Raw genomic sequence first — 22,847 nt, 5'->3', positions numbered from 1 at the left:
TTAACACCTCTCCAATAGTTGTATAAATCTTACGTACGCTTCTTCCCAAGGCAAATCTACTTGAGGCTCATACACAATTATTGGAAAAGATTCCTTCACGAGCCTGCGAGCATCAGCGAGATTCTGACAATGACCCGATGTAATAAGCTGGGTAAGCACATTTCCAATCGCGCTTGCCTCGATGGGTCCAACCCATACGGGACGACCAATGGCACTTGCAGTCAATTGGCAGAGCAATTCATTCTGACTACCGCCTCCGACCATATGCATGCCACCGAATCTATTGCCTGTTAACTGTTCCAATTCCTCAAGCGTATATCGGTATCGCAGTGCCAAGCTTTCTAGCACGCAACGTATCACTTCGCCTTCGCTCACCGGAACATATTGTCCGGTTTCTCGGCAGAACGCTTGAATTCTTTCCACCATGCCATGCGGAGAGTAGAACCGTAGATCATCTGGATTGATCAAACATGAGAATGCCGGTGCCTCTCGGGCTTGAAGCACGAGTTCAGAATAACTGATCGTGTTTCCGGCTTCCTCCCATTCACGCTTGCATTCCTGAATAATCCATAACCCCATGATTGATTTCAGCAGCTTAAAGGTCCCATAGGCACCTCCTTCATTGGAGAATGCCAACTTCGCGGACTCCGCATTTATTAATGGCTCTTTAAGTTCTGTTCCAAGCATGTTCCAAGTGCCGCATACCAGATATGCGAAGGGCCCCTCTCCTGCCGGTATGGCGACTATAGCCGAGGTCGTGTCATGAGCTGCGGCAATCACATCGATTGGAGCAACGCCTAATTCCACGCAGACATTCGCCGTGAGCGGACCAATAATCTCACCGGGTTGGATCAGATCGGAGAATATCCGGGAAGGGATCGATAGCGAGTCCATAAGGCTCGTATTCCAAACACGTTGAGCTGTGTGCATCAATTGCGTTGTTGTCGCCATTGTGTATTCATTTGTTCGACGACCTGTCAGTAGATAAGCGAGCAGGTCTGAGATCATCAGAAAATGCTGTGCAACACTTAAATGCACAGACCCTGCCTGATTCATCGCAAAGAGTTGATAGATCGTATTAAACGGCATGTTCTGCATCCCCGTTTGTTGATACAGCTCGCTTGCACCAATACGTGCAGTTATTTCTTCAATCATACCGTCGGTTTGTCGATCTCTGTAATGATAGGGATTTCCAAGTAACTCTCCGTTCACATCCAATAACCCGAAGTCAACACCCCACGTATCGATTCCAATCGTCTCCGGCTGGTAACCCGCTTGATAAGCTTTACGAATTCCGGTCTTCACCTCATGCAGTAGATGCAAAATGTCCCAATGCAAATGATCTCCCACATGAATAGCCGGATTAGGGAATCGATGGATCTCTTGCATCTCGAGCTTTGGAGTTTGGCCTTCATCGTTAGTCAATTCACCAATGAAGGCTCGCCCGCTGCCCGCGCCAAGGTCGAAAGCGAGTACGGTTGATAGCCTACTCATTCCGCTCCCCCATCCCTCTCTCCTAACAGTTGTATCGCTTCGCTTAGCTTCAGACCATCCCGCGGGATATATTTTCTCCAGTACATGATCGATGCTTCCAATTTCCGTAATACATCATTGTTAGATTCACTCGTTCCAGAGAATATTTCAAGCGTTAAATAGATATCCTCGCATCTGGGTGGCATCCCTATTTCTTCAGGCTTTTCGTAGGCTTTCTTCAGAGCTCTCAATAGCGGCTCGCCAAAAATGAGTCCATCCTTGTTACATGCTTCCGTGAAAGGTTGATGCGCGGATGAAGTCCCCGTGGTCTGTTGTAAGTGCAGAATAGGTGAGTAAGTTCCCAACTCTTCTATCCACCGGTATGTATCGCTGTCATGTGCTTCAGCGAACAAATACGGATAGCCATCTATAAGTTCATTGATGCGATCCATATAAGCACTTTGCTCATGAACCGGCGACACGCACATCTCCGTGAACAATTCATAAGCTGCATACGGACCCACCCATAACGGCCGCAATGTGCCATCCTGCCTATTGCGTTGTGCCTCTAGTTGAATTTCCTCCGTTTTCGGTCTGCGAAATTTATGCTGGCCGCTCTGATGACCCGTATCAAGCGTCAAATAGAACGGAGAAGCGGACTTGCGGAATACTTCCTTCAATAATTTCTTAGAACCTTCGATGGTCCACGGAATTTGATGAGGAGTGTACATCTGCTCGACGCTCGGAGCGCGAATTCCTAACTCTCGGCAATGTACGGAAATATCCGCTAATCTAGAATACAAGTCCTCTTCTCTTTCTTTGTAAACGCTTGGAATCTGCAGCGTGGCGTCCGCAAATGCATGACAATAAAATCCTAATCCCGCACCCACGCTTGCAGCGATGTTCGCCATGGGTTTGATCCACTCGTGTTGAATCCGGTCACGAATCGAAATATCATGGTGCGCCAACCCCAGCGTCGTATACGTTCCATGCCCCGAGTACATATTCGCGACTCTTACTCCAGTCTTTTCGGTTTGGAAATTAACTTCTCTCACCCAGTTTTCCAAGTATTCCTTGCTCATGTACAGAGGATCGCATTCATTATCCGCGCTTGCTTCCACATAAGAAATGTCCATTGATTGCAGTAAGGTCATCCATTCCGCAGGTTTTGTCCATCGTTTCGAGGCAAAACAATTATCAACGACCAAATACAATTTGGGATCTTGCGGCGCATTTCCACTTTCTCTTATCTCCGCACTCATTCGTTACACCGCCTCGTTTCACTTGGTTATATCTTTTATATTATTGGTCTTTTATTTGTTTTTGTCCATACTTTATTATATATTCTTTGTTTAATTAAAGGAAACAAAGAATAATCGCGATTTTATTGAAAAACACATAGCTTTTTTGGTCATTCTTGGCCAAATATGTCCCCGCTTCTTGATTTTCTGGAGTAAATCGACTATGTTACAGTTGTATACTTTGGATATTATTAAAATAAACAAAATAGATTCGGGCTTTTTTCGTAGTTATATTAAAGAGATATTTCAAACCGAGGTGAGCAGCGTGTCCGTACATGACCGAAAAAACAAAATATTATTCCTACTGAAACAACAGGGTAGCGTGCGGGTGGCAGAGTTAAGCTCTCTACTCGGCGTAACGGATGAGACCATCCGTAAAGACCTCGATCTATTGAGCCAGGCAGGCAAATTGCAACGGACACACGGAGGCGCAATATCTTTATCGGAACCCCTGTCGCTTACCCCGCACTTGGAAAGAGAGCATACGAACGTAGAACGCAAAATGGCTATCGCCGAAATCGCGTTAAAGCATATTCAACCCCATGATACGATCGCGATAGATGGAAGTACGTCCGTATCCTATTTGGCCAAGATCATCCCCGATATCCCGATAACCGTACTGACCAATTCGATGATGGTAGCGTTCGAACTAAGCAACCGTGAGCATATTAATGTCATCGCCGTCGGCGGTAACTTGCTTCGTAAATCCTATTCTTTCCACGGTGCCCTCACGGAACGGATTTTAAGAGAATACCACGTCAATAAAGCATTCTTGTCTTGCACCGGACTTCACATCGACAGAGGATTTAGCGATTCCAACGAGGCGCATGCCTCCGTCAAGCAGCGAATGATCGAAATCGCAGACTCCGTCTATTTTCTCGTTGACAGCAGCAAATTGGGCGTTAAGGATTTAGTTCAAATTGCCCCGATTGGCGACATCGACTACTTGATTACCGATAGTCAGGCAGACCCCGAGTACATCAATAAACTTAGAGAAGCCGGGCTTAAGGTTATCGATCATTAAGCCCTTCCGACTCTGTCCATTCATGCAAGCTTAAAAGCGGTTACCACACCTAATTCGGGTGTGATAACCGCTTTTCATTTAGGGTATGATTACCGTTGGAATTTCTCCCATGGACCAATAGAGGCCCGATTTGCGATCAATGCTGCTACACCTGCGTTTTCTGCGCAAACGTATTGGTTGTTCACTACGGCTTGGAGAGAGAAAGTGCCATCGCTATTATTAATCCATATAAACTTCTGTGCTGTTCCAATCGTTGAAGAATTTGCGATCAAGCTTGCAGAAGAGGAGGCCGTCACATACAAATTGTTAACTGCTGCTCTGAGCGCGATCGCTCCGCCTCCAGCATCGACAACAGTGAATTGTTCCCATCCACCTGCCGCAGGTGCATTGGCAATAAGAGGGCTTGCGCCTGCAGAATCAGCACAAACGAATTTACCATTAATAATCGCTGTGAAAGCAATCATCTGACCGATCGGCACACCACTCGCAACTGTTCCGTTGCCCAGCGATCTTTGCGCTCCGTTTATCGTGATCGTCTTAGTCCCTTGATTCGCCGTACCGGTTAGTTGTGCAAAACTGTAGCTTCCAAGCGGTTTGGCTGATCTTTCGACGATATAATTCGTGTTTGCCGCCGTCGAGATATTGAATAGATTGCTAGAAGTCGTCAAGATGATCGCGTTGTCCGATAGTCTTCTAACCTGAACCTGCTGCGTACCCCATGGATTAACGATCCCGGTTGAATTACCGAATTGACTCCGGATGCCCACATACTTAATCTCTCCGGCTTCTTTCTCCGAGCTAACCAAGAATCCGCCGCTCGCAAGCAGGGTAAATTTCGCATTCATCGTCGCGTCACTCGGCAGTCCTGGGAATACACGTATTTTATCATCATAGCTTTGAAGCAATGACTCGTTCATTGCAATTAAATTCACGCCCATGTATTCAAATTCGCCATTCGTATTCGTCGTGCGTCCGTTTGAAAGATCTTGGTAGCGTTGGATCATCATCTTCATACCCAAATACGCTTCGTCGCCAAGACCCAATCTTGCTGCTTGAATCGGAGCTGGATCCCAAATGTTGTTTCCCCCATAAGGATATGGCCGACTATTAAAGTTGTTAACGAGCATTTGCTGATCTGAGTAGCCAATACCGGTAACAGAATATGGCCAAGCCAGTTCGAGGATTACATTTTCATTATTCCGGTTCTGCGAAAGGGGTGGAGTATGCGGGAAATACTTAGTGGAGTCATTCGGATCTACAGGATACGCAACTAAGTTGTTCAGAATGTTCTGCCATTGCGTGCGTAAGGTGCTGTCTAGACCGAGCTGTTGACTGACTTGAATTGCGACGGGAAATAGCGCTCTTACGGCCACTAAGTCAACGATCGCATTCTGTACGTCCCAATGCTGTTCGTGCGAATTAGAAGAAGCCATATAGTACTTGCCTGTTCCGCTATTATAACTTAGCTTCGCCGACATGAATTTCGCCGCTTCCTTCATGAATGGATACGCTGTATTGCTTAAATAACTAGCATCATTAGTGTATTTGTATTGCGCGTACATATTTAACGCAGCTTCTGCGCTGGTCGACATAATGTCCTGTGTGTAATCGCTATTAATCGTATGTCTGGCATTGCCGTCCCATCCCATTGTCTCAGGCAGCCAAATACCGTCGATCCCATATCGGGTCATCGTATACGACTTGAGCGTATTGAAGTTTCGAGCATACAAATTGTTAAACATATTCACGATCTCTGCATGGTTTGATGCGAGGAACGAATGATAGAGATCCCGCTGGTTCCAATACCAGAAGGCATGTCCCCATTTGCCTGCATCGTCGTCATTCACGCCGCTAAAAGCACCGTTAACGAAATGACTCGGGTAATTCCCATAGCTTCCTGCCGCAATCATATAAGTACTTAAATAGTAGAAGCTCTCGAGATAGTCGGCGTCTCCCGATGCGTTAGAGTATTGAACAAAAGATTTATTCCAAAAATCGTGCCACCAGTTTTTGAAGTTATTCAATGTCGTTGCATACCCAGCACTCTTAACGCTGTTAAGCAAACTCTTGGCTTGTGTAACTGAATCGTTGCCCGGCGCATTGATCCGGCTTGCGACAGAAATCCATATCGTGTAGCTTGAGGTCGGAGTAATGTTCAAACGAACCTTACTGCCACCCGCGGATTGGGTCGTGAAGCTTGCTCCTTCCACCGTTGCGGCCATTGTGTAGCCGAATTTGCCCGCATCGGTCTGTCCACGGCTGAAACCTACAACAGTTGGATCCACAAAGGTCGTTACCGTCTTCCAAGTATTGAGGTCTGGCACGTCGCCGCCATTACTAAGCGTACTGACATCCCATAAGCTTAGATCAAGCGTTACGTTCGACACACCGGTCCGCGAATCATCCACGTGGATTCCCATGACTTCGGAGTTCGGAGAGCCCATGATTGTGATCGTTCGATTATTGTCGTACTTAGTCGTTGAAATGCCGTCATATAACGATAGTCTTTGCTGATAACTAGAATAGCTTGAATCGAAGCCAGGATTGGAGTATAGGTTGACCAGTCCTTGCGAAGCCCAGCCGTGTTGAGAAGCGTCTACACCTTGTAACTGCATCGTAAGGCCACCGGCCGTATTCCACACTTGTGCGCCTACACGGCCGTTTCCTATCGTCATTCCGCTTTTGGAATTTGTAACTGGAGAATTAAATACGAGATCGTTTTTGGACAAATATGACGCATAATCCACATTCAATTTACCACCGCTTGTATCGAACGAGTGCGATGTTGGACTAGCCTCCGCCGTTGGAGCTACAAATAAGCACGCAACCACCAAGCTGCTTGCCGCCGTTAAACTCACGAAGCGTTGTTTCCAACCTTTATTGCGAATCATCCCTGTTCCTCCTTATTTCAATTCAGATTTTCGCATTTCATTCATGTAAGCGTATTCATTGCGTTTTTTAAGAAAGCCTGCCGTTATTTATTCCGGCAGGCTTTCCTGCAACAAATTATTCGTAAAGAACGGCTTTGATTTCAGCATCGTCGATGTTGTTTTTGTCATACCAGTAGAAGCCCGTATCCACATTTTTCTCTACCGGCTCGCCTTTGATTGCCGCTACGGCCGCTTTGACGGTTTCGTAACCGATACCGATCGGATTTTGGGTGATCGAACCGGCGAGAAGGCCTTCACGAACCGCGTCCAGTTGTGCTTTACCGGAGTCGAATCCGATAGCCGTTATTTTGCCGACCATATTGGCTTCCTTAACACCGTTAACTACGCCGATCGCAGCCCCTTCGTTTGATCCGAAGATCCCTTTGAGGGTCGGATGCGCCTGGAGGATAGCTTTCGTAATATCCGTTGCCTTCAGCGGATCACCACTGTACTGAAGATCGACGATCTTAATGTCGGGATATTTGGATTCGATTTGCTCCTTAAACCCGTCTCTGCGATCTACGCCCGTGCGGCTCGTTTGGTCATGGACAACCATAGCGATTTCGCCTTTCCCGCCGATCAATTCAGCCATTTTGTCCGCTGCGAGAGCTGCAGCTTTTTTGTTGTCCGTTGACGCTGTCGTCACTGGGATGTCGCTGTCCACGCCCGAGTCGAATGCGATAATCGGAATATTGCTGTCTTTCGCTTGCTGCAGGAGCGGAATAGAAGCCTTGCTATCTAGAGCCGCAAACCCGATTGCAGAAGGTTTCTTGCCTAGTGCAACTTGCAACATTTCTAATTGCTTGTCAACCTGTTCTTCCGTTTCCGGTCCTTCGAACGAAATTTCAGCACCGAATTCCGCAGCTGCTTTCTCTGCCCCAATCTTAACCGCTTGCCAGAATTGATGCTGGAAGCCTTTACAAATAATCGGGATGTACATTGTCTCTGAAACTGCTGCTTTCGATGCAGCTGGCGCCTTACTTGCTTCTTGAGACGGGCTTGTGTTCTCATTTGAATTTTTTCCGCATGCAGTAACAGTCATGATACCAGCTAGCAAAAGCGTGGCTACAGACAAACCTTTATGACTCTTTTTCATGGTAACTCTCCCCTTCAGTGGATTGGTTTAATCTATATCATCTTCGTGAACGAAGACCATACCCTTGTTACGACGCTTTCTTGCGTCTGATAATGTCCATGTATACGGCAAGGAAGATGACAAAGCCGACAACCACCGTTTGCCATTCTTGCGGAACAGACATAATACGGAGACCATTGGTCAACACACTCATGATGAGCGCCCCAATGACCGTTCCGAGTATTGACCCTTTGCCTCCGCTTAACGATGTGCCACCAATGACAACGGCCGCTATAGCTTCAAGCTCGTAACCCATTCCAAGAGCTGGTTGGGCAGAGTTCAATCGTGAAGCGATCAGAATACCTGCGATTGCAGTAAATATGCCGGTAATGGTATAGATCAATATTTTCCAATAATTCACGTTGACTCCCGATAACCTTGTTGCTTCTTCATTGCTTCCAATCGCGAAATTATACCGTCCAATAATTGTCCGGCTTAATATAATGCTGCCTATTATCGCTACAGCGAAAAAGATGACGACAGCATTCGGAATTTTGAAACCAGGGATTATTTTATTGAATAACGAATCTAGCGATATATCCGAGAATCTAAACCCTTTATCAGGAGATGGGAAGTATACCGGTCGTGTTCCCGATATGACGAGTGCCAACCCTTTGGCAATCATCATGACTGCAAGCGTTGCAATAAAAGGCGGAATTTTCATCTTTGCCACCGCTACGCCGGAGACGAAGCCGCATAACGCTCCAGTCGATATGCCAACGAGAAGTCCTGCCCATATCGGCCATCCCCAATAGGTAATGCTGACACCAGTCATGACAGCGGTTAACGTCATTACCGTACCAACCGATAGGTCAATACCCCCGGTAATGATGACGAAAGTCGCTCCAAGCGCCAGTACCCCTACAACTGCTGTCGATAGTAATATGCCTACGATATTGGAGAACTGAAAGAAGTTATCCGATGCCAGCGAGAAAACTAAAACCAGTACGATTAGACTTCCAAAGGCGAGAAGTTGCTGCAAAAAATCAGATTTTATGAGAGCAGGGTAACGATTGGATTTATGCGTTACCAGTGTCTTATTCATCGATATTCCCTCCAATTAAACGGCTTCGAATCCTTGTGTTGCGAACTGCATGATCCTCTCTTGCGATACGTTCCCGTCATTTATGATCTCCCCAGTAATTCGCCCTTCGCACATCACGAGTATGCGATGACTAAGTCTCAGTACTTCTGGGAGCTCCGAGCTGATAACGATAATGGACTTGCCCTCATGAACTAATCTGTCTAAAAGCTTATAAATCTCACTCTTCGCTCCAATATCTATGCCACGCGTGGGCTCGTCGAAAATCAAGATATCACAATCTCTGGTCAACCATTTACCGATAATCACCTTCTGCTGATTTCCGCCGGATAGATTGCGCAATTGTTGATTAATGCTTGGCGTTTTTACTTTTAGGCTATCTACCATTTTTTCGGCTGTATGAGCAATGCGAGAGTCTGACATCCAACCAAATCGCGAAAAGCTTTCATACGATGCAACAGCTACATTAGACTTCACATCCATATCGAGCACGCAACCGTATCTTTTGCGATCTTCCGATAAATAACCGAGCCCATAGCCTACTGCGTGATGTGGGCCAGAGATTTTGACTTTATTGCCATGAATAAATATTTCACCAGTATCGATTTCATCCGCGCCGAACAAGGCCCTTGCCACTTCTGTGCGCCCTGAACCCACCAAGCCTGCGATGCCTAGTATTTCCCCCTTTCGAAGCTGGAAACTTACATCCTTAATCGCTCTTCCGCGATTCAATCCTCTTGCTTCCAATACAACATCTGCATTTTTGAAGTGATTCTCAGGGCTAGTGGAGTGGTAAATTTCCCTGCCGACCATCATAGCTATGATTCGCTCAATCGTTGTTTCTTCTGTCATGACAGTGTCGATATAACTACCATCCCGCATAACAGAGATTCGATCACTTATCCGTTTGAGTTCAGCCATCCGGTGTGAGATGTAAACGATCCCGACGCCTCTCGAACGAAGCTTTGTAATTGCGGTAAATAACTCTTCGATTTCCGAATCACTTAACGCAGCCGTCGGCTCGTCCATGATGAGCACCTGCGAATCATATGAAATAGCTTTTACAATCTCAACCATTTGTTGTTTGGCTACGGTTAACTCTGACACAAGCGTCGTCGGCTCGATATCCAGATTCATCTGCCGCAGAAGAACAGTTGCTTGCTTATTCATCTCTCTATCGTCCAGGAATAACTTGATCGCTTTCCGAGGTTCACGGCCAATGAATATGTTTTGCGCAACTGTTAGATCGGGAGCCAGGTTTAGTTCCTGATGGATCATGCTAATCCCGAGCTTCTGGGCAGCTTTCGTATCCGGCAATTGAACGGATTTACCGTCCAGAATGATCTCGCCTCCATCTTTCTGATAGACTCCCGTCAAAATTTTCATCATCGTTGACTTCCCTGCACCATTCTCTCCGACAAGTGCGTGAACTTCACCGGGCAGTAGATCGAATCTACAATGTTTAAGAGCATGCACACCGGAAAAATGCTTTTCAATTCCCTCCATGACGACGATAGGCTCGCGCATCGCCCCACCCCATTCCATCTTCTATTTCTTGTCGTTGATAATTACTTTACACTCATCCCAATTATCCTTACATGTGATTTACTACTGGTTTAGTCGAAAAAACGCTAATAAAAACAAAAAAACCGGAAATATTTCCGGTTTAAACACAGATATTTAGTTGGATATTCTTACTTATCGTAAAAAGGGAACAAAAGTTTCTGGTATTCTTCCTCGTACATATTATTTTTGGTAATGATCTCCGAGCCTGTGTCGATTACCTTCGGTACGTTTTTTCCTTGAACGGCATCAACGGCCGCTTTAATGCTCAAATACCCCATCTGGAACGGCTTTTGAACGATGGTAGACCTCATGACGCCTTCTTCCAGCAGATTAATTACGGGAATCGGGCTATCAAACCCGATCATGACAACCTTATCTTTAAGATTCAATTCCTGAAATGCTCGTCCCCCGCCAACGCTCACCATTTCGTTAAGACAGATGATACCGTCGACGTCCGGATGCTCATTCATTATTGTTTTCATTAATTCGTAGGCGTTCTCTTCAAGACCTTTCGCGTAGTAGGTATCCAGCAAATCGATTTTCGGGTCATGACCTAGTACGGCTCTCACGCCGTCTTCTCGATCGCTCACGGAAGCTGCGGCAAGCACATATTTAATAATTGCAACTTGAGTGGGTCGGTCTCCAAGTTGCCTTTTCATTTCCTCGCCTGCTTTTTTACCCGCCTTATAGTTATCCGTCGCGATGATACTCTGTGCGATATCCGCTTTAATACCCGAATCGACAATGAATAGCCGAATTCCGCTTTCTTTCACCTTCTCGGAAACGGGTACCAGCCGATCGTAATCATTCGCTGCCAGTATGATCGCGTCGGGTTGCTCGGCAATCGCTTCCTCTACTAGCGCAATTTGTTCGTCAATATCCGTCTCCGTTTTGGAGCCCTTAACGACCACGTTAGCGCCGAACTCTTTCGCCGCAGTATCGATGCCGTCTTTCATGACTTGCCAGAACTCGATCGAATCGTCGGTAGATTTAATGATGACCCGTATTTCTATCGTCTTATCCTCCGGGATTCGCGTAAGCCAGAAGCCGACGATGGCAACGAGTATAAAACCCGCTACTAGGAGCCAGATGAAGCGTCGGAAACTCCACCGCATCGTTTTTCACCTCATTATTTTAGGCTACAAAACCTTAGGAAAGCGAATCGTAACGACTGTTCCGACTCCTAGCTCGCTAGTATAGCTTAATCCGTACTGAGTGCCAAAATAAAGTTGAAGCCGCTCGTGTACATTCATCACTCCGACCCCGCGACTGCCTGAACGAATCGTTGAAGGATGCAGCAAGGAATTGCGTTTTTCATTATCCATGCCGCAGCCGTTGTCTTCTACAATCAGCAAAATATCGGATTCCGTTTCCTCCGATCTGATCATGATCCATCCGGACCCTCCTTTCTTCTTGATGCCGTGATAGATCGCATTCTCGACTATCGGTTGAAGAATAAGTTTAATTGATAGATAATCTTCAAGCGATTCGCTAATTTCAACCAAGTAATCCATCTTATCGCTGTAACGCATCTTTTGGATTTTCAAATAGCTCGTTATATGCTCGACTTCCGTGCTGATCTGAACTAGCTCTTCGCCTTTACTGATTGATGAGCGAAGCAGCTTAGCCAATGCCGATGTCATTACGGTAATTTCCTTCGCTTTGTAACTCTCGGCCATCCAGATGATCGAATCAAGCGTGTTGTAAAGAAAATGAGGATTAATTTGCGATTGCAATGCTTTAATTTCGCTTTTTCGTTTCTGCTCTTGGTCCGAAATAGCTTGAGTCATGAGTTCCTTGATTTTACCGACCATGATGTTAAATGTTCGAGCCAGCCTGCCGATTTCAATCGTCCTCGGCACTGGCACGTGAATATCGAAATTTCCCTTTTCCACTTCTTTCATATGATGCTCAAGCATCTTGATCGGTTGACTGATTCTCCGCGTCAGCAGTACCGAGATCATTATCGCGATTACTATGCAAATAATCCCTAGAAGAATAAAGGACGAACGCATGTTTTGCTGATTCGCGACCAATTCATTCACGTAAGATACCCCTATGATTTTCCATCCAAAATCTGAGTCTTGAATCGAATAGATTCGACTACGGCTACCTTCGTCGCTCGTAAACGTACTGCTTTTGTTGGAGAGCACCTGATCGATCATTTCCGATTTCAGATTGCTATATATGAGCTGTTGCTGCGGGTGATAGACGATTTTTCCGTTGCTGTCGATAATGAATACATATCCTCTATCGCCTAATTTGATATCTTTCAGCATATCGCTCAATACATTGAAGTTTAAATCGACTAAAAACACGCCCAGCTTCTGTGTCCCGTCATGGCTTAGTAGCTCACGGCTGAGCGATACAACCCATGGATAACGGCCTTTAATGATGTGCTGCACATGAGAAGAGGATACGACATCCGCCCCGTTCGCGGCAATCGCATCCATGTACCACTTCATGCTTTTAATATCGAAATTCGGATTAAGCTCGAAATCCTTTCTACCGGAAATGATTTTATCGTCGCTGCCGAATATATTGATGGATGCTATGTCCGAACGCGAGATGAACATGGCCTCAAGAAAGTCGGATACGGTGTCCTTTTGTTTCTTCTCTTCTCCGAGACTTTCAAAACTGTCCGTAGATAAGTACTGTTGGACGCTACGATTATTCGCGACGAGACTCGACATATACTTCATTCCGTTAACATAGGATTTTATATTTTCATTAACCTGCTTTACCAACTCCAGCGTGTACGCTTGCGTATTTGTTTTAACGGAATCCCTGGACAAATAGTATGAAGTCACGCTCATGATCAAAATCGTCATCAGAATAACCAAGACGAACGCAAGCACGATATTCGTCTGAAAGCTTCTAAATCTAGTAAATAGATTCATCCCTATCACGCTTTCTTCGTTGTCATTTTAAGACGATAATCCGTCGGTGTGTCCCCTGCATGCTTTTTAAAGGCTCCGCTAAAATAATGAGGGTCGCTATATCCGACTTCGTAAGCGATTTCGTAGCTTTTCATCGAGGTAAGATTCAGTAGTTCTTTGGCCTTTTCCATCCGTTCATGCGTCACGTATTCAATAAAAGTTTTCCCCGTATATTGCTTAAATAGCGTGCTGAAGTAGCTTGTACTCATGGTTATATGGTTGCATACCGATTTAATGGACAAATCCGGATTATTAAACTGCGCTTTGAAATATTCGATTGACTTTGCAATCTGCAACGAATTAAAATTTTCCCTTGAGCTCTTGATCTTCGATACGGCTTCCGTACAAAGGGTTTTCATCCACTCCTCCGTATCGTACAGCGTCGTAAATTTCGTTACTTTTTGCGTTAAACTTTCCGCATTTTGCGGCAATTGCGCAAGATCGCTATTCATTTCATAGAGGGTGTGCATCAAAGTAAGTACGATTCTTTGAAGATAGATTTGGCAAATATCCCCTGGATACAATTGATCGCGAAATACTGAGAATAACTTCGTAACCCATATCTCCATCTCTTCCATCGTTCCGGTCTTCAACTTAGTTATCAATTCGCTCTCCCATGACATGATCGGGAACGCTTCACGGTTGCTCCGCTGAGCCATATCCGATAATCGGATAATGGAATTCGATCCGATAGCGAAACGATATTCAAGTGCCGATAAAGCGGTTTCATGAGCAAACGAGACGTTGCTTCCTAGCTCGGATGCATCTCCGATTCCGATTGAAACTTTCACGGGAAGGATCGAAGTTACCGCTTGGTGAATTTCTTCCGCATGACGCATTGCTTCCTCTTGCAGTTCAACGGGATCAGCACCCGATATTAGCGTTAGTACGCGGTTGTCCCGATCTCGAAATACAACCACTCCGCCGTACTTGCTCATGATTTCCTGCGTTACATTAAAGACGGCAAACCAAATCAGTTGTTGGTCGGAGGCGGTTACCGTTTGACTCCAGAGAAACTCGTCCACGGCCATGACCAGCTCTATTACATGAGAGCCTTTCCAATTCGTCTGGAAGTACTGCCACCCTTCATGCTTCTCCTTATCCGACATTTGGGACGTTAACATCCGCTCTAGAAACCGTTCTCTTAAGAGCGGCATGTTTTCCGTTAGCTGACGCTTCAAATGCTCGTAATCTTGTTTCTCTCCTCTAGTCACGTCGAGCTCGCTTTTCAGCTTGCTTAGGACTTCGCCCAAATCATCGGGTGTAATCGGCTTTAGAATATAGTCGACCGCTTGCATTTTAATGGCTTGTTGCGCGTATTCGAAATCGTCGTATCCCGTTAAAATAATAACTTTGATTAATGGATACCTCTCGGATAATTCTTTCGTTAACTCTAATCCATCCATAAATGGCATGTCAATATCGGTTAGCACGACGTCGGGCCTGTTACGCTCGACAAATTCGAGAGCTTCAATGCCGTCCTCGCTAACGCCTATACACTCGAAACCGTATTCCGCCCAATTCATTTGGCTACTGATGGCTTTTCTTACGAGGATTTCGTCATCAACGAACAGCAGCTTATACATGCTCATCCCGCCTTATCGACTTTATTCGTCTTGAATTTCAGAACAGCATGGGTTAGTCCTTCCGCAGTATCATTCATGGATTGGGCCATATTAGCTAATTTCTCGGTTTCGATCGATTGTTCCTGCATTCCAGAGAAGGCTTCTTCCGTAACCGCCGCGGTTTCCTGCGCGACTGACACGATGACCTCGATTGCTTTGAACGCCTTTTCTCTAGAGTAGAGCACCTTTTCAGATGATCTGCGAATATTAGAGACGAATTCAAGCACATGCTTAACTTCCTGATTAATTTGATCAAAGGTTCGATCGGTTTCCGCAATCGCCTCGTTTTGCTCTTTTTGCAGCACGATTGCATGATCGGCTTCCTTAACGGTCGCTTGGGACTTCTCCATGACGCCGGAGATGATATGGTAAATCTCTGTAGAGGCATCTCGCGATTGCTCTGCTAGCCGCTTAACCTCATCGGCTACGACTGCGAATCCCTTACCTGCAGCTCCTGCCCGTGCGGCTTCAATAGCTGCATTGATAGCAAGAATGTTTGTTTTCTTCGCAATAGCGGTTATCGTTTCAACGATTCTAGTAATCGTGCCCAATTCCTCGCTGAGCGATCCGATGTGCTCATTCACTTTTCGCGCTACGGCATTGGATTTGTCCGTCTTCTCATTCAATGACACGACGATCATTTGAGCTCTCCCGCAAACCGCTCCAATTCCGGTCATTGCGCTAGATATCGTATTGATGTCCGTTCCTATCGTATTAATGTTATCGGATAATTCATTCATGCTGGAGAGGCTTTCCATTGCCTCGCCGGCCTGGTGGTTAGCTCCGGATGCGACTTGTTCAATCGTAGCAACGAAATGATACTGATTATTGCGAAATCGATTCGCAAAGGAAGTCGTCTGCTCCGCTTGTCCGAGCATGTTATCTGCAGACGAACGAACGCGCTCGATTAATTTGCTGATCGTGCCCATCGTTTCATTGAAAGAGTTCGAAATGGTTCCCATCTCGTCTTTGTTCGGATCGTCTATGCTTAGGGTCAAGTTGCCATCGTTAACTTGATTCATTTGTTGTAACAACTGCTTCGTTGGGATAGATATGCCCAGCGAAAGAATATAGGCTATCATGACCGATAGCAGCAGGCAGATTACCCCGATCATGATCATTTTCTTCTCCAATGTATTGATTTCCGCATTAATAAACGATTTGGGAATCATCGATACAATCGTCCAGCCACTACTCTCAATGGTCGTCAGGGAAATAAGTGAATCGACGCCGAACACTTGTCCGAAGTAGGAAGTACTTGACCCTTCTTCCCTCTCGGTGTTATTGATGCGATTAGAAACCTCTGCGTCCGTCAGTGTGCGGTTAACCGGATACTTGATTTTGTCTCGACTCGACACGACTTTTCCTTGCTTATCCACAATTACAATATCCGACGACGTTCCTAGATCAATACTTTTGTATAGATCCAAGAAATGTTTCTCTGTAAACGTCAACACAATCGTTCCCAGAACATCGCCACTAATGGATGACTTAATTTGTCGACTAATCGAAATGTAAGCTTTGCCGCTTGTCGTATCTTCGATTAAAGCGAAGTGATAATCATGATTCGTTTGCGCTTCCGCGACAATAGACTTGAGTTGATCTTTGTTCAAGCTATTGAATGTGCCCAGCGTTGTAGCCTCATCTACATAGAGGACAATACTTGACACAAAGTTGAATAATGAAAGTTTACGGGATATTTCTTTCGTGATCGAATCATTCAGCACATATGCATCATTGCCTGCAGACTTCACGTTACCTAAACCTTTCTGAATACCTTCACTAGAAGAAATATCTTCTATTGCGTACTTCACGTGTTCAATATCTAGGTCTATTTTCGCGCTTATTTGATTGATGATCTGCTTGGAGTACAGCTCGATCTTGTCGTTCATTGCCTTGCTAGATTGACGATAGCTCACAGAACTGGTCACAACAATTGATGCTGTAAGCAGGAGAATGAAAAATACAGATAGTCGTGTTTGTATCGAGGAGAAGCGTATGGCTTTACTGTTCGCTATCCTGGTGAAAATACCGAATATGAATTTCATTTTCCGCAGCCCCCGATATTTTGATATGCCATTTCACCATAACTGAATATGCAGAGCTTTACGATGAGGTTTTCTCGAATTTTGATGGAAAATGCTATCCATTAGTACCACGACAAAAAGCGGTTATCGGGTCCATACGAGACTCGATAGCCGCTTTTTACATTTCACAATCGCTGTCGTCTTACTGCCATGTACCTGTCTTGATCCTCACTTGCGGCTGACTTCTTTCACTAGGAGCTCACTGTCGATATGGTATTCGGATCCCGCTTGATAGGCAAACGGAATCGCTTTCCCGTTATACCTTAAGGTTGTGGAACCCGATAATGAGGATTTAATCACCGCTTTATCCAGTTTCCCGTTTAACCACTTCACATCCGCTTCTATTGCACCTCTTGCCTTTAATCCGGAAAAGTACCCCTCGCTCCATTTAGAAGGCAATGCAGGCAGGAGATGAATTTCTCCTGCATGGCTTTGCAGTAGCATATCTGCGATAGCTGCGGTCCCGCCATAATTCCCATCGGCTACATAAATCATCGATTCGGCACCCGCAATCCCGGGCTTTGAGTAGGTGAGCAAATTCGGATAACAGAGTTCGCCGATAAGATGATTAATTTGCTCGTAAGCCCGATCCCCGTCTTGCAATCTCGAGTAGCATCCCGCGAAAGCGGCCACGGTAAATTCAATATCTTCATGACCTTCGCTCGATTTCCGCATTTCGAGCGTTTTTTGCGCGGCTGCGCTTAAATCCGGCGTATGTTGCGGCGTAATTTGATAGGCCGGATACAAACTATGAAGGTGGGACAAATGACGATGCTCCGGTTGGGCATCTTCATAATCCTCTAGCCATTCTTGCACTTGCCCCTTCGCTCCGATTTGAAGCGGAGGCAATAGCACTATAGCTGTTTTAAGTCGCGTTTGAAACTCCTCATCGAGATTCAGTTTTTCCGCAGCCCCTAAACAAAAATCCAATAGATCTTTCACGAGTACCTGATCTAGCGTGGAACCCATGGATAAGGTGCGAGGGTTCCGATTGCCATCCGCGGGATAGAAGCTGTTTTCTGGTGAGATCGAAGGTCCAACAACGAGCCAACCGTATTGTGGGTGAACATCCATGTAATCCATGAAGAAAACGGCAGCGTCCTTTAAGACGGGATAAGCCGTTTCTCGGAGGAATTTCTCATCCAAGGTAAACTCGTAATGGTCTCTGAGCTGCATGGCAATCCACAGTCCACCCGTTACGTTTAGTCCCCAGGAAGTCTCCCAGGCAGGCGCAGTGAATCCCCATACGTTGGAAACCGTATGGGCCACCCAACCGTCGCACCCATAGAAATCCTTGGCAGTGGATTTACCTGCTGAAGCTAAGCGCTCAATATACCGGATGAGCGGAAGATGGCTATCCGATAAGTTGGTAGTCTCGATCGGGTAATAATTCATCTCTGTATTAATATCAAGATGATAATCACAGGTCCACCCCATCCGGCAGGCCTGATCGTCATTCCAAATGCCTTGTAAATTCAGCGGCAGAGGCGAATTCTCCCTTGCCCCACATATAGTCAAATACCTACCATATTGGAAAAACAAAGCATATAGCTGCGGATCGTCATCTATTCCTACCGCAAGAAGTTTAACTCTTTCATCAGTCGGTCGGTTGCTATTGTCTGTTTCTCCTAGGTTTAGGTCTACCCGTTCGTACACACTCTGATAATCAGCGATATGATCCTGTTTAATCAAAGAGTAGCCTTTCTTTAGTGCTGCATTGACTTGATTGTCGCTACGCTCGATCCAACTTTCATCATGACGATCGAAGTCGGTATTAACGACTAAATAGACAACAACTTCACTTGCACCCTGAACGTTGATTTGATTGGAATCGCCGATAACTTGACCGCCATCATTCCGTACTACAAGTTTTCCTTGGCAACGCACGCCGCACTCTCCATCACTGTGTACGTTCTCCAAGGCTTGCCCCCGAAATGCTAAAGTATGATCCGAATCATTCCAGCTTTCGAATTCGTTTGTTTGGCCTTCCAGCCGGAGACTAAAGTTAACCCCCCCGGACTGTTCACTCCAGAGACGGCACGCAATGAGATCATCCTTATGGGTTGCAAACACTTCACGATGAATGATTCCGTTCTTTCCATTCAATGACGTTGTCGCAATTGCATCTTCTAAATTGAGTTCACGATATACGCTCATCCCTGTTTCTTCATCTTCATATTTGAATATAACGTTGCACATAGGAAGATTAGTCCCAAAGTTCTTCTTAACAGGCTGGAGTATATCACCGGCCAACCGCTCTCCCGATTCGTAATCTCCTTCATAGAAGTATTTCCGAAGTTCGGCTATATCTTTTTTTCCAGAGGAATGGCTTTTAATCGCTTCTTGTTTGCCAGACCAGTAGGTCAATTCAGTAATATTCCATACTTCTTGTTCAGCTCCCCCATAAACGATGGCAGCCATTCTACCATTACCTATCGGAAGGCCTTCAGCCCAAGCATTCGCCTCATTCTCGTACCAGAGTTTCATTGCTTTCATGTTGTACATTCATCCTCCAATCGACTATTCAATCTCTCTGCGTTTCAATGATTAACCTTTAACTGCAGAACCAACGGTCATTGCTCGTTCTACTTGCTCGCTGAAGAATAGAAATACAATAACGGTCGGGAGACTGGCTATTGTCATTACGGCTCCCATCCCGCCCCAGTCCGTGCTATATTGCCCTTGGAAGAAAAGCAACCCTAGAGGTAACGTCTTCATGCTTTCGTCTGAAATTAAAATATAAGCGAGCAAAAATTCGTTCCAAACGTTCAAAAATTGTAAAATCGCAAGTGTAGCCACGGCTGGTTTAACGATCGGAACAATAATACTAAAAAAAGTTCGGAAGATTCCTGCCCCGTCCATACAGGCGGATTCCTCTAGCTCGATTGGAATCCCCCTCATAAAGCCGTAAAAGATTAGGCTAGACAGAGGAAGCCCAAATGCAATGTACGGGACAACGAGGGCTCCATAAGTATTAATAAGATGAAAATCCTTTACTAGAACGGCAAGCGGAATCATGATCACTTGCAATGGAATAAACATACCAATCATCATATACGCTCTTGCTGTCCCGCTAAATTTCCATACCATTCTTGCCGTTGCATATGAAAACATAATAGCCAGCAACAATATTCCGGCCGTACTGACGATAGAAACGATAGTGCTATTCAGAAAATAACGCGGAATATTAAAATTATTCCATGCGTTGATGTAATTCTCTATCCTAAAATGTGTTGGCAGTCCAAATGGGTTCGTGCTGAATATTTCATCATTATTTTTTAAGGAATACGAAATCATCCAGTAAAGCGGATAAACCGAAAGAATGAAATATAGCCAAAGCGAACCTTGCAATAGCAGTTGTCCGGGCTTAAAACTTTTTTTTATGACGTGTAGCATCTCGCGTACGCCCCTTTCTGCCGCTAGTGCGAAAATCTCTCGCGATTAAAAACCTTATTAATAATCAAAGTTGCCAGCAAACTCAATACGACAAGGAAAATAGAAACCGCACATGCATACCCGTATTCGGAATCCATAAATGCATATCTATAAATCATAAAAGTTAAGGTGTAGTTTGTTGTTCCTGGTCCACCACTCGTCATGATCAGCATCTGAATGAATGCGCCGATGCCAGAGGTAATGGCTAAGATAAAACTGAATTTATACGTTTCCGCCATCATTGGAAGTGTGATCTTGAGATGAGCCTTCCACTTCGAGCATCCATCAATCGTAGCCGCTTCCATGTATTGTTCAGGAATTGATTTAACCCCAGCATACAAAAGACTAAACTGAAACCCCATAAACTGCCAGGCGTTGACAAAAGCAATCGCAATAATCGATACTGCAGGCGAAGTTAACCAATATTGCTGATAGGGGATTCCAAGCAACTGAAACAGCTTGTTAATCATTCCATTCGTTGGATCATAAATCGCAATCCAAAGCTGACATACAACCGTTACAGAAAGAACAACCGGAATAAAATATCCTGTCTTAAGGATTTTTCTTCCTTTGACTTTTGGGTCAGCGCATACTAAAGCCAACAGAGTGCCTAAACCAATTTGAAACACAACAAGAACTAACGCAAACAAAGCCCCATTACGCAGCGAACGAATCAGTAAAGGATCTTCAAACAATTGAATATAATTTTGAATTCCTATAAACGTGCCGCCACCCAGTCCGTTCCAATCATAAAAACTACGGAAAAGCGCCTGCAATACCGGATATGTCACTATGAGCGTATAAATGAGTAATGCTGGAAGTGTAAATAATGCTATAGTTTTCTTATTGGATAAATAGGTTTTCATGTTGTTCATTCCCTGCATTTGAAAGTTCTCGCGCCGAAACTTTCGTTTCGGCGCGAGACGTTTTTATTGATTGATTTTCTTTAGAATTCTCTCCATATTCTCATCGAATTGTTTATTGCCAAATCCTTTTACAGCTAAATTCTGAGTATTGTCATCAAGAGCGTTATTTAATTCAGTACTTTCGTTAAACTTTGCATACCCTTTAATGTTAGGTAGAATCTCGTCGATAATACGTTGCATCATCGGAGGAGGCGTTACCGATATAGGCTGATCGATTTTCAGCGATACAATCGGATTCGCCTTTTGCAAATACTGGTACTCCGCATATTTTCTTGCCATGAATGCCGCAACCTCAATAGCTAACTCTTTATGCTTGCTCGTTGGAGCAACAGCGAATCCTCCTGGGGCAGGAGCGCCATTTAGAAAATATTTCATGTTCTCGTAGGTTTCTTCGTCTTTTGCCGGCCAGTACATCCAATCTACATCGTCGCCTAAGTTTTCGGTCGCAGCATATATTTCCCATTGACCGTTTACAAACATCGCAGCTTTACCAGTATAGAATATAGATGAAGCCTGATCGTAATTGGTGTTGGTCGCGTTAGGATCGAATAGTCCGGCCTGCTTCAACTCTTCAAACTGTTTAGAAGCAAGCTTGTAAGGTTCCGGCAGCTCGAATAGCCCTTTTTGCTCCAACGGGTAGTAGCCTTCCGGTTGCTCGCGGGTAACTAACCCTTTGTAAAACGAATTCGTTATCCATTTCTCCTTGGCGAAGATTGCCATCGGAGCAATGCCTTTAGCTTTGAATTTCTTGATCGCCGCATTCCACTCATCGTAAGTTTTAATTGGCGCATTCACACCGGCTTCCGCAAACAATTTCTTATTGTAATACAGAATCTGAAAGCCTGTACCCGTTGCTGAATAAGCGTAGGTATGACCATCGGCAGCAGTCAATGATTTTTCGTATCCAGGGTTAAAATCAGCTAGTAGATCTTTAGTTGCCTGTGCGTCGTCAAGGATTTCAATATTTTTCGATTCCGCGAAAGCTTTAATGAGACCGTAATCAGCATCGAAGATATCAGGCATATTCCCTGTAGCCGCATAAGTTTTTAATTTTTGAAAGTTATCTTGTTGCCATGGATCAAGAACCAGTTCGACGTTCGGCATAGCCTTTTTTAGTTCGGCAACTGCATAATCATAAGGCTTTTTAGTGTCATCATCGAAGTATTTCAGATAGACTTTTAGCTTGGTTATCTCATTCGATTCACCAGCCGCTGAAGCCACCGCAGTACCGCTTGATGTTTCATTCGGAACAATATTTGCATTATTGTCCTTAGCACATGCGGATAAAGTAAGAGCGAAAATCGTCATAGCCACAAAGATATTTACCTTTTTTTTCTTCAAAGTGTTCCCCCCTGCCCGGATGT

General features: G+C 45.0%; 15 protein-coding genes. 1 reads left to right on the top strand and 14 read right to left on the bottom strand.

Annotation, left to right across the window (positions count from 1 at the left end):
- Window positions 1–1,494: a rhamnulokinase gene (locus M1K58_RS10515; RefSeq protein ID WP_256758806.1), complete on the bottom strand. Its 1,494-nt coding sequence runs from the start codon at window positions 1,492–1,494 to the stop codon at window positions 1–3.
- On the bottom strand, window positions 1,491–2,735 hold the full coding sequence (locus tag M1K58_RS10510) for an apurinic/apyrimidinic endonuclease family protein (RefSeq protein WP_256758805.1): 1,245 nt from the start codon (window positions 2,733–2,735) through the stop codon (window positions 1,491–1,493). The genes M1K58_RS10515 and M1K58_RS10510 overlap by 4 nt, the downstream gene beginning before the upstream one ends.
- Before the next feature lie 202 nt (window positions 2,736–2,937).
- Here M1K58_RS10510 and M1K58_RS10505 point away from each other — a divergent pair, with 202 nt between their 5' ends.
- The gene (locus M1K58_RS10505; protein ID WP_256758804.1) at window positions 2,938–3,798 is read left to right on the top strand and encodes a DeoR/GlpR family DNA-binding transcription regulator; all 861 of its coding nucleotides are present in this window, start codon (window positions 2,938–2,940) and stop codon (window positions 3,796–3,798) included.
- An 89-nt stretch (window positions 3,799–3,887) separates the two neighbouring features.
- Here the strand turns inward: M1K58_RS10505 and M1K58_RS10500 are convergent, their stop codons facing one another.
- The 12 genes from M1K58_RS10500 to M1K58_RS10445 all read right to left on the bottom strand — a co-directional run bounded on the left by M1K58_RS10500 (window position 3,888) and on the right by M1K58_RS10445 (window position 22,824).
- Window positions 3,888–6,689 carry a glycosyl hydrolase family 95 catalytic domain-containing protein gene (locus tag M1K58_RS10500; protein WP_256758803.1) on the bottom strand — a complete coding sequence of 934 codons (2,802 nt, stop codon included), beginning with the start codon at window positions 6,687–6,689 and terminating at the stop codon, window positions 3,888–3,890.
- A 115-nt stretch (window positions 6,690–6,804) separates the two neighbouring features.
- Window positions 6,805–7,824: an ABC transporter substrate-binding protein gene (locus M1K58_RS10495; RefSeq protein WP_256758802.1), complete on the bottom strand. Its 1,020-nt coding sequence runs from the start codon at window positions 7,822–7,824 to the stop codon at window positions 6,805–6,807.
- A gap of 67 nt (window positions 7,825–7,891) precedes the next feature.
- A complete protein-coding gene (locus M1K58_RS10490) occupies window positions 7,892–8,908 on the bottom strand; it encodes an ABC transporter permease (RefSeq protein ID WP_256758801.1) in 1,017 nt (338 codons plus the stop codon).
- 15 nt (window positions 8,909–8,923) lie between these two features.
- Window positions 8,924–10,432, bottom strand: a complete 1,509-nt coding sequence (locus M1K58_RS10485; RefSeq protein ID WP_256758800.1) for a sugar ABC transporter ATP-binding protein — start codon at window positions 10,430–10,432, stop codon at window positions 8,924–8,926.
- Window positions 10,433–10,599: 167 nt separating this feature from the next.
- The gene (locus M1K58_RS10480) at window positions 10,600–11,586 is read right to left on the bottom strand and encodes a substrate-binding domain-containing protein (RefSeq protein ID WP_256758799.1); all 987 of its coding nucleotides are present in this window, start codon (window positions 11,584–11,586) and stop codon (window positions 10,600–10,602) included.
- 24 nt (window positions 11,587–11,610) lie between these two features.
- On the bottom strand, window positions 11,611–13,371 hold the full coding sequence (locus M1K58_RS10475) for a sensor histidine kinase (RefSeq protein WP_256758798.1): 1,761 nt from the start codon (window positions 13,369–13,371) through the stop codon (window positions 11,611–11,613).
- Between the two features lie 5 nt (window positions 13,372–13,376).
- Window positions 13,377–14,996 carry a response regulator transcription factor gene (locus M1K58_RS10470; protein WP_256758797.1) on the bottom strand — a complete coding sequence of 540 codons (1,620 nt, stop codon included), beginning with the start codon at window positions 14,994–14,996 and terminating at the stop codon, window positions 13,377–13,379.
- Between the two features lie 2 nt (window positions 14,997–14,998).
- Window positions 14,999–17,083, bottom strand: a complete 2,085-nt coding sequence (locus tag M1K58_RS10465) for a methyl-accepting chemotaxis protein (RefSeq protein ID WP_256758796.1) — start codon at window positions 17,081–17,083, stop codon at window positions 14,999–15,001.
- A gap of 207 nt (window positions 17,084–17,290) precedes the next feature.
- A complete protein-coding gene (locus M1K58_RS10460) occupies window positions 17,291–19,618 on the bottom strand; it encodes a glycoside hydrolase family 95 protein (protein WP_256758795.1) in 2,328 nt (775 codons plus the stop codon).
- Between the two features lie 51 nt (window positions 19,619–19,669).
- Complete coding sequence (locus M1K58_RS10455) at window positions 19,670–20,518, bottom strand: carbohydrate ABC transporter permease (protein ID WP_256758794.1); 849 nt, start codon at window positions 20,516–20,518, stop codon at window positions 19,670–19,672.
- Between the two features lie 23 nt (window positions 20,519–20,541).
- Entirely contained in the window at window positions 20,542–21,423 is an 882-nt protein-coding gene (locus M1K58_RS10450; protein ID WP_256758793.1) for a carbohydrate ABC transporter permease, read from the bottom strand.
- 63 nt (window positions 21,424–21,486) lie between these two features.
- Window positions 21,487–22,824, bottom strand: a complete 1,338-nt coding sequence (locus M1K58_RS10445; protein ID WP_256758792.1) for an ABC transporter substrate-binding protein — start codon at window positions 22,822–22,824, stop codon at window positions 21,487–21,489.
- Between the last annotated feature and the right edge of the window lie 23 nt (window positions 22,825–22,847).

It is taken from the genome of Cohnella sp. WQ 127256, from assembly GCF_024519285.1.
GTDB lineage: Bacteria > Bacillota > Bacilli > Paenibacillales > Paenibacillaceae > Cohnella.
The sequence above is the reverse complement of the archived record's forward strand: the minus strand, read 5'-3'. Positions and strand labels throughout refer to the sequence as shown.

Coding starts and splice junctions, on each gene's coding strand:
- M1K58_RS10515 (WP_256758806.1), bottom strand. CDS start 1,494: ATGAGTAGGCTATCAACCGTACTCGCTTTCGACCTTGGCGCGGGCAGC.
- M1K58_RS10510 (WP_256758805.1), bottom strand. CDS start 2,735: ATGAGTGCGGAGATAAGAGAAAGTGGAAATGCGCCGCAAGATCCCAAA.
- M1K58_RS10505 (WP_256758804.1), top strand. CDS start 2,938: ATGTTACAGTTGTATACTTTGGATATTATTAAAATAAACAAAATAGAT.
- M1K58_RS10500 (WP_256758803.1), bottom strand. CDS start 6,689: ATGATTCGCAATAAAGGTTGGAAACAACGCTTCGTGAGTTTAACGGCG.
- M1K58_RS10495 (WP_256758802.1), bottom strand. CDS start 7,824: ATGAAAAAGAGTCATAAAGGTTTGTCTGTAGCCACGCTTTTGCTAGCT.
- M1K58_RS10490 (WP_256758801.1), bottom strand. CDS start 8,908: ATGAATAAGACACTGGTAACGCATAAATCCAATCGTTACCCTGCTCTC.
- M1K58_RS10485 (WP_256758800.1), bottom strand. CDS start 10,432: ATGCGCGAGCCTATCGTCGTCATGGAGGGAATTGAAAAGCATTTTTCC.
- M1K58_RS10480 (WP_256758799.1), bottom strand. CDS start 11,586: ATGCGGTGGAGTTTCCGACGCTTCATCTGGCTCCTAGTAGCGGGTTTT.
- M1K58_RS10475 (WP_256758798.1), bottom strand. CDS start 13,371: ATGAATCTATTTACTAGATTTAGAAGCTTTCAGACGAATATCGTGCTT.
- M1K58_RS10470 (WP_256758797.1), bottom strand. CDS start 14,996: ATGTATAAGCTGCTGTTCGTTGATGACGAAATCCTCGTAAGAAAAGCC.
- M1K58_RS10465 (WP_256758796.1), bottom strand. CDS start 17,083: ATGAAATTCATATTCGGTATTTTCACCAGGATAGCGAACAGTAAAGCC.
- M1K58_RS10460 (WP_256758795.1), bottom strand. CDS start 19,618: ATGAAAGCAATGAAACTCTGGTACGAGAATGAGGCGAATGCTTGGGCT.
- M1K58_RS10455 (WP_256758794.1), bottom strand. CDS start 20,518: ATGCTACACGTCATAAAAAAAAGTTTTAAGCCCGGACAACTGCTATTG.
- M1K58_RS10450 (WP_256758793.1), bottom strand. CDS start 21,423: ATGAAAACCTATTTATCCAATAAGAAAACTATAGCATTATTTACACTT.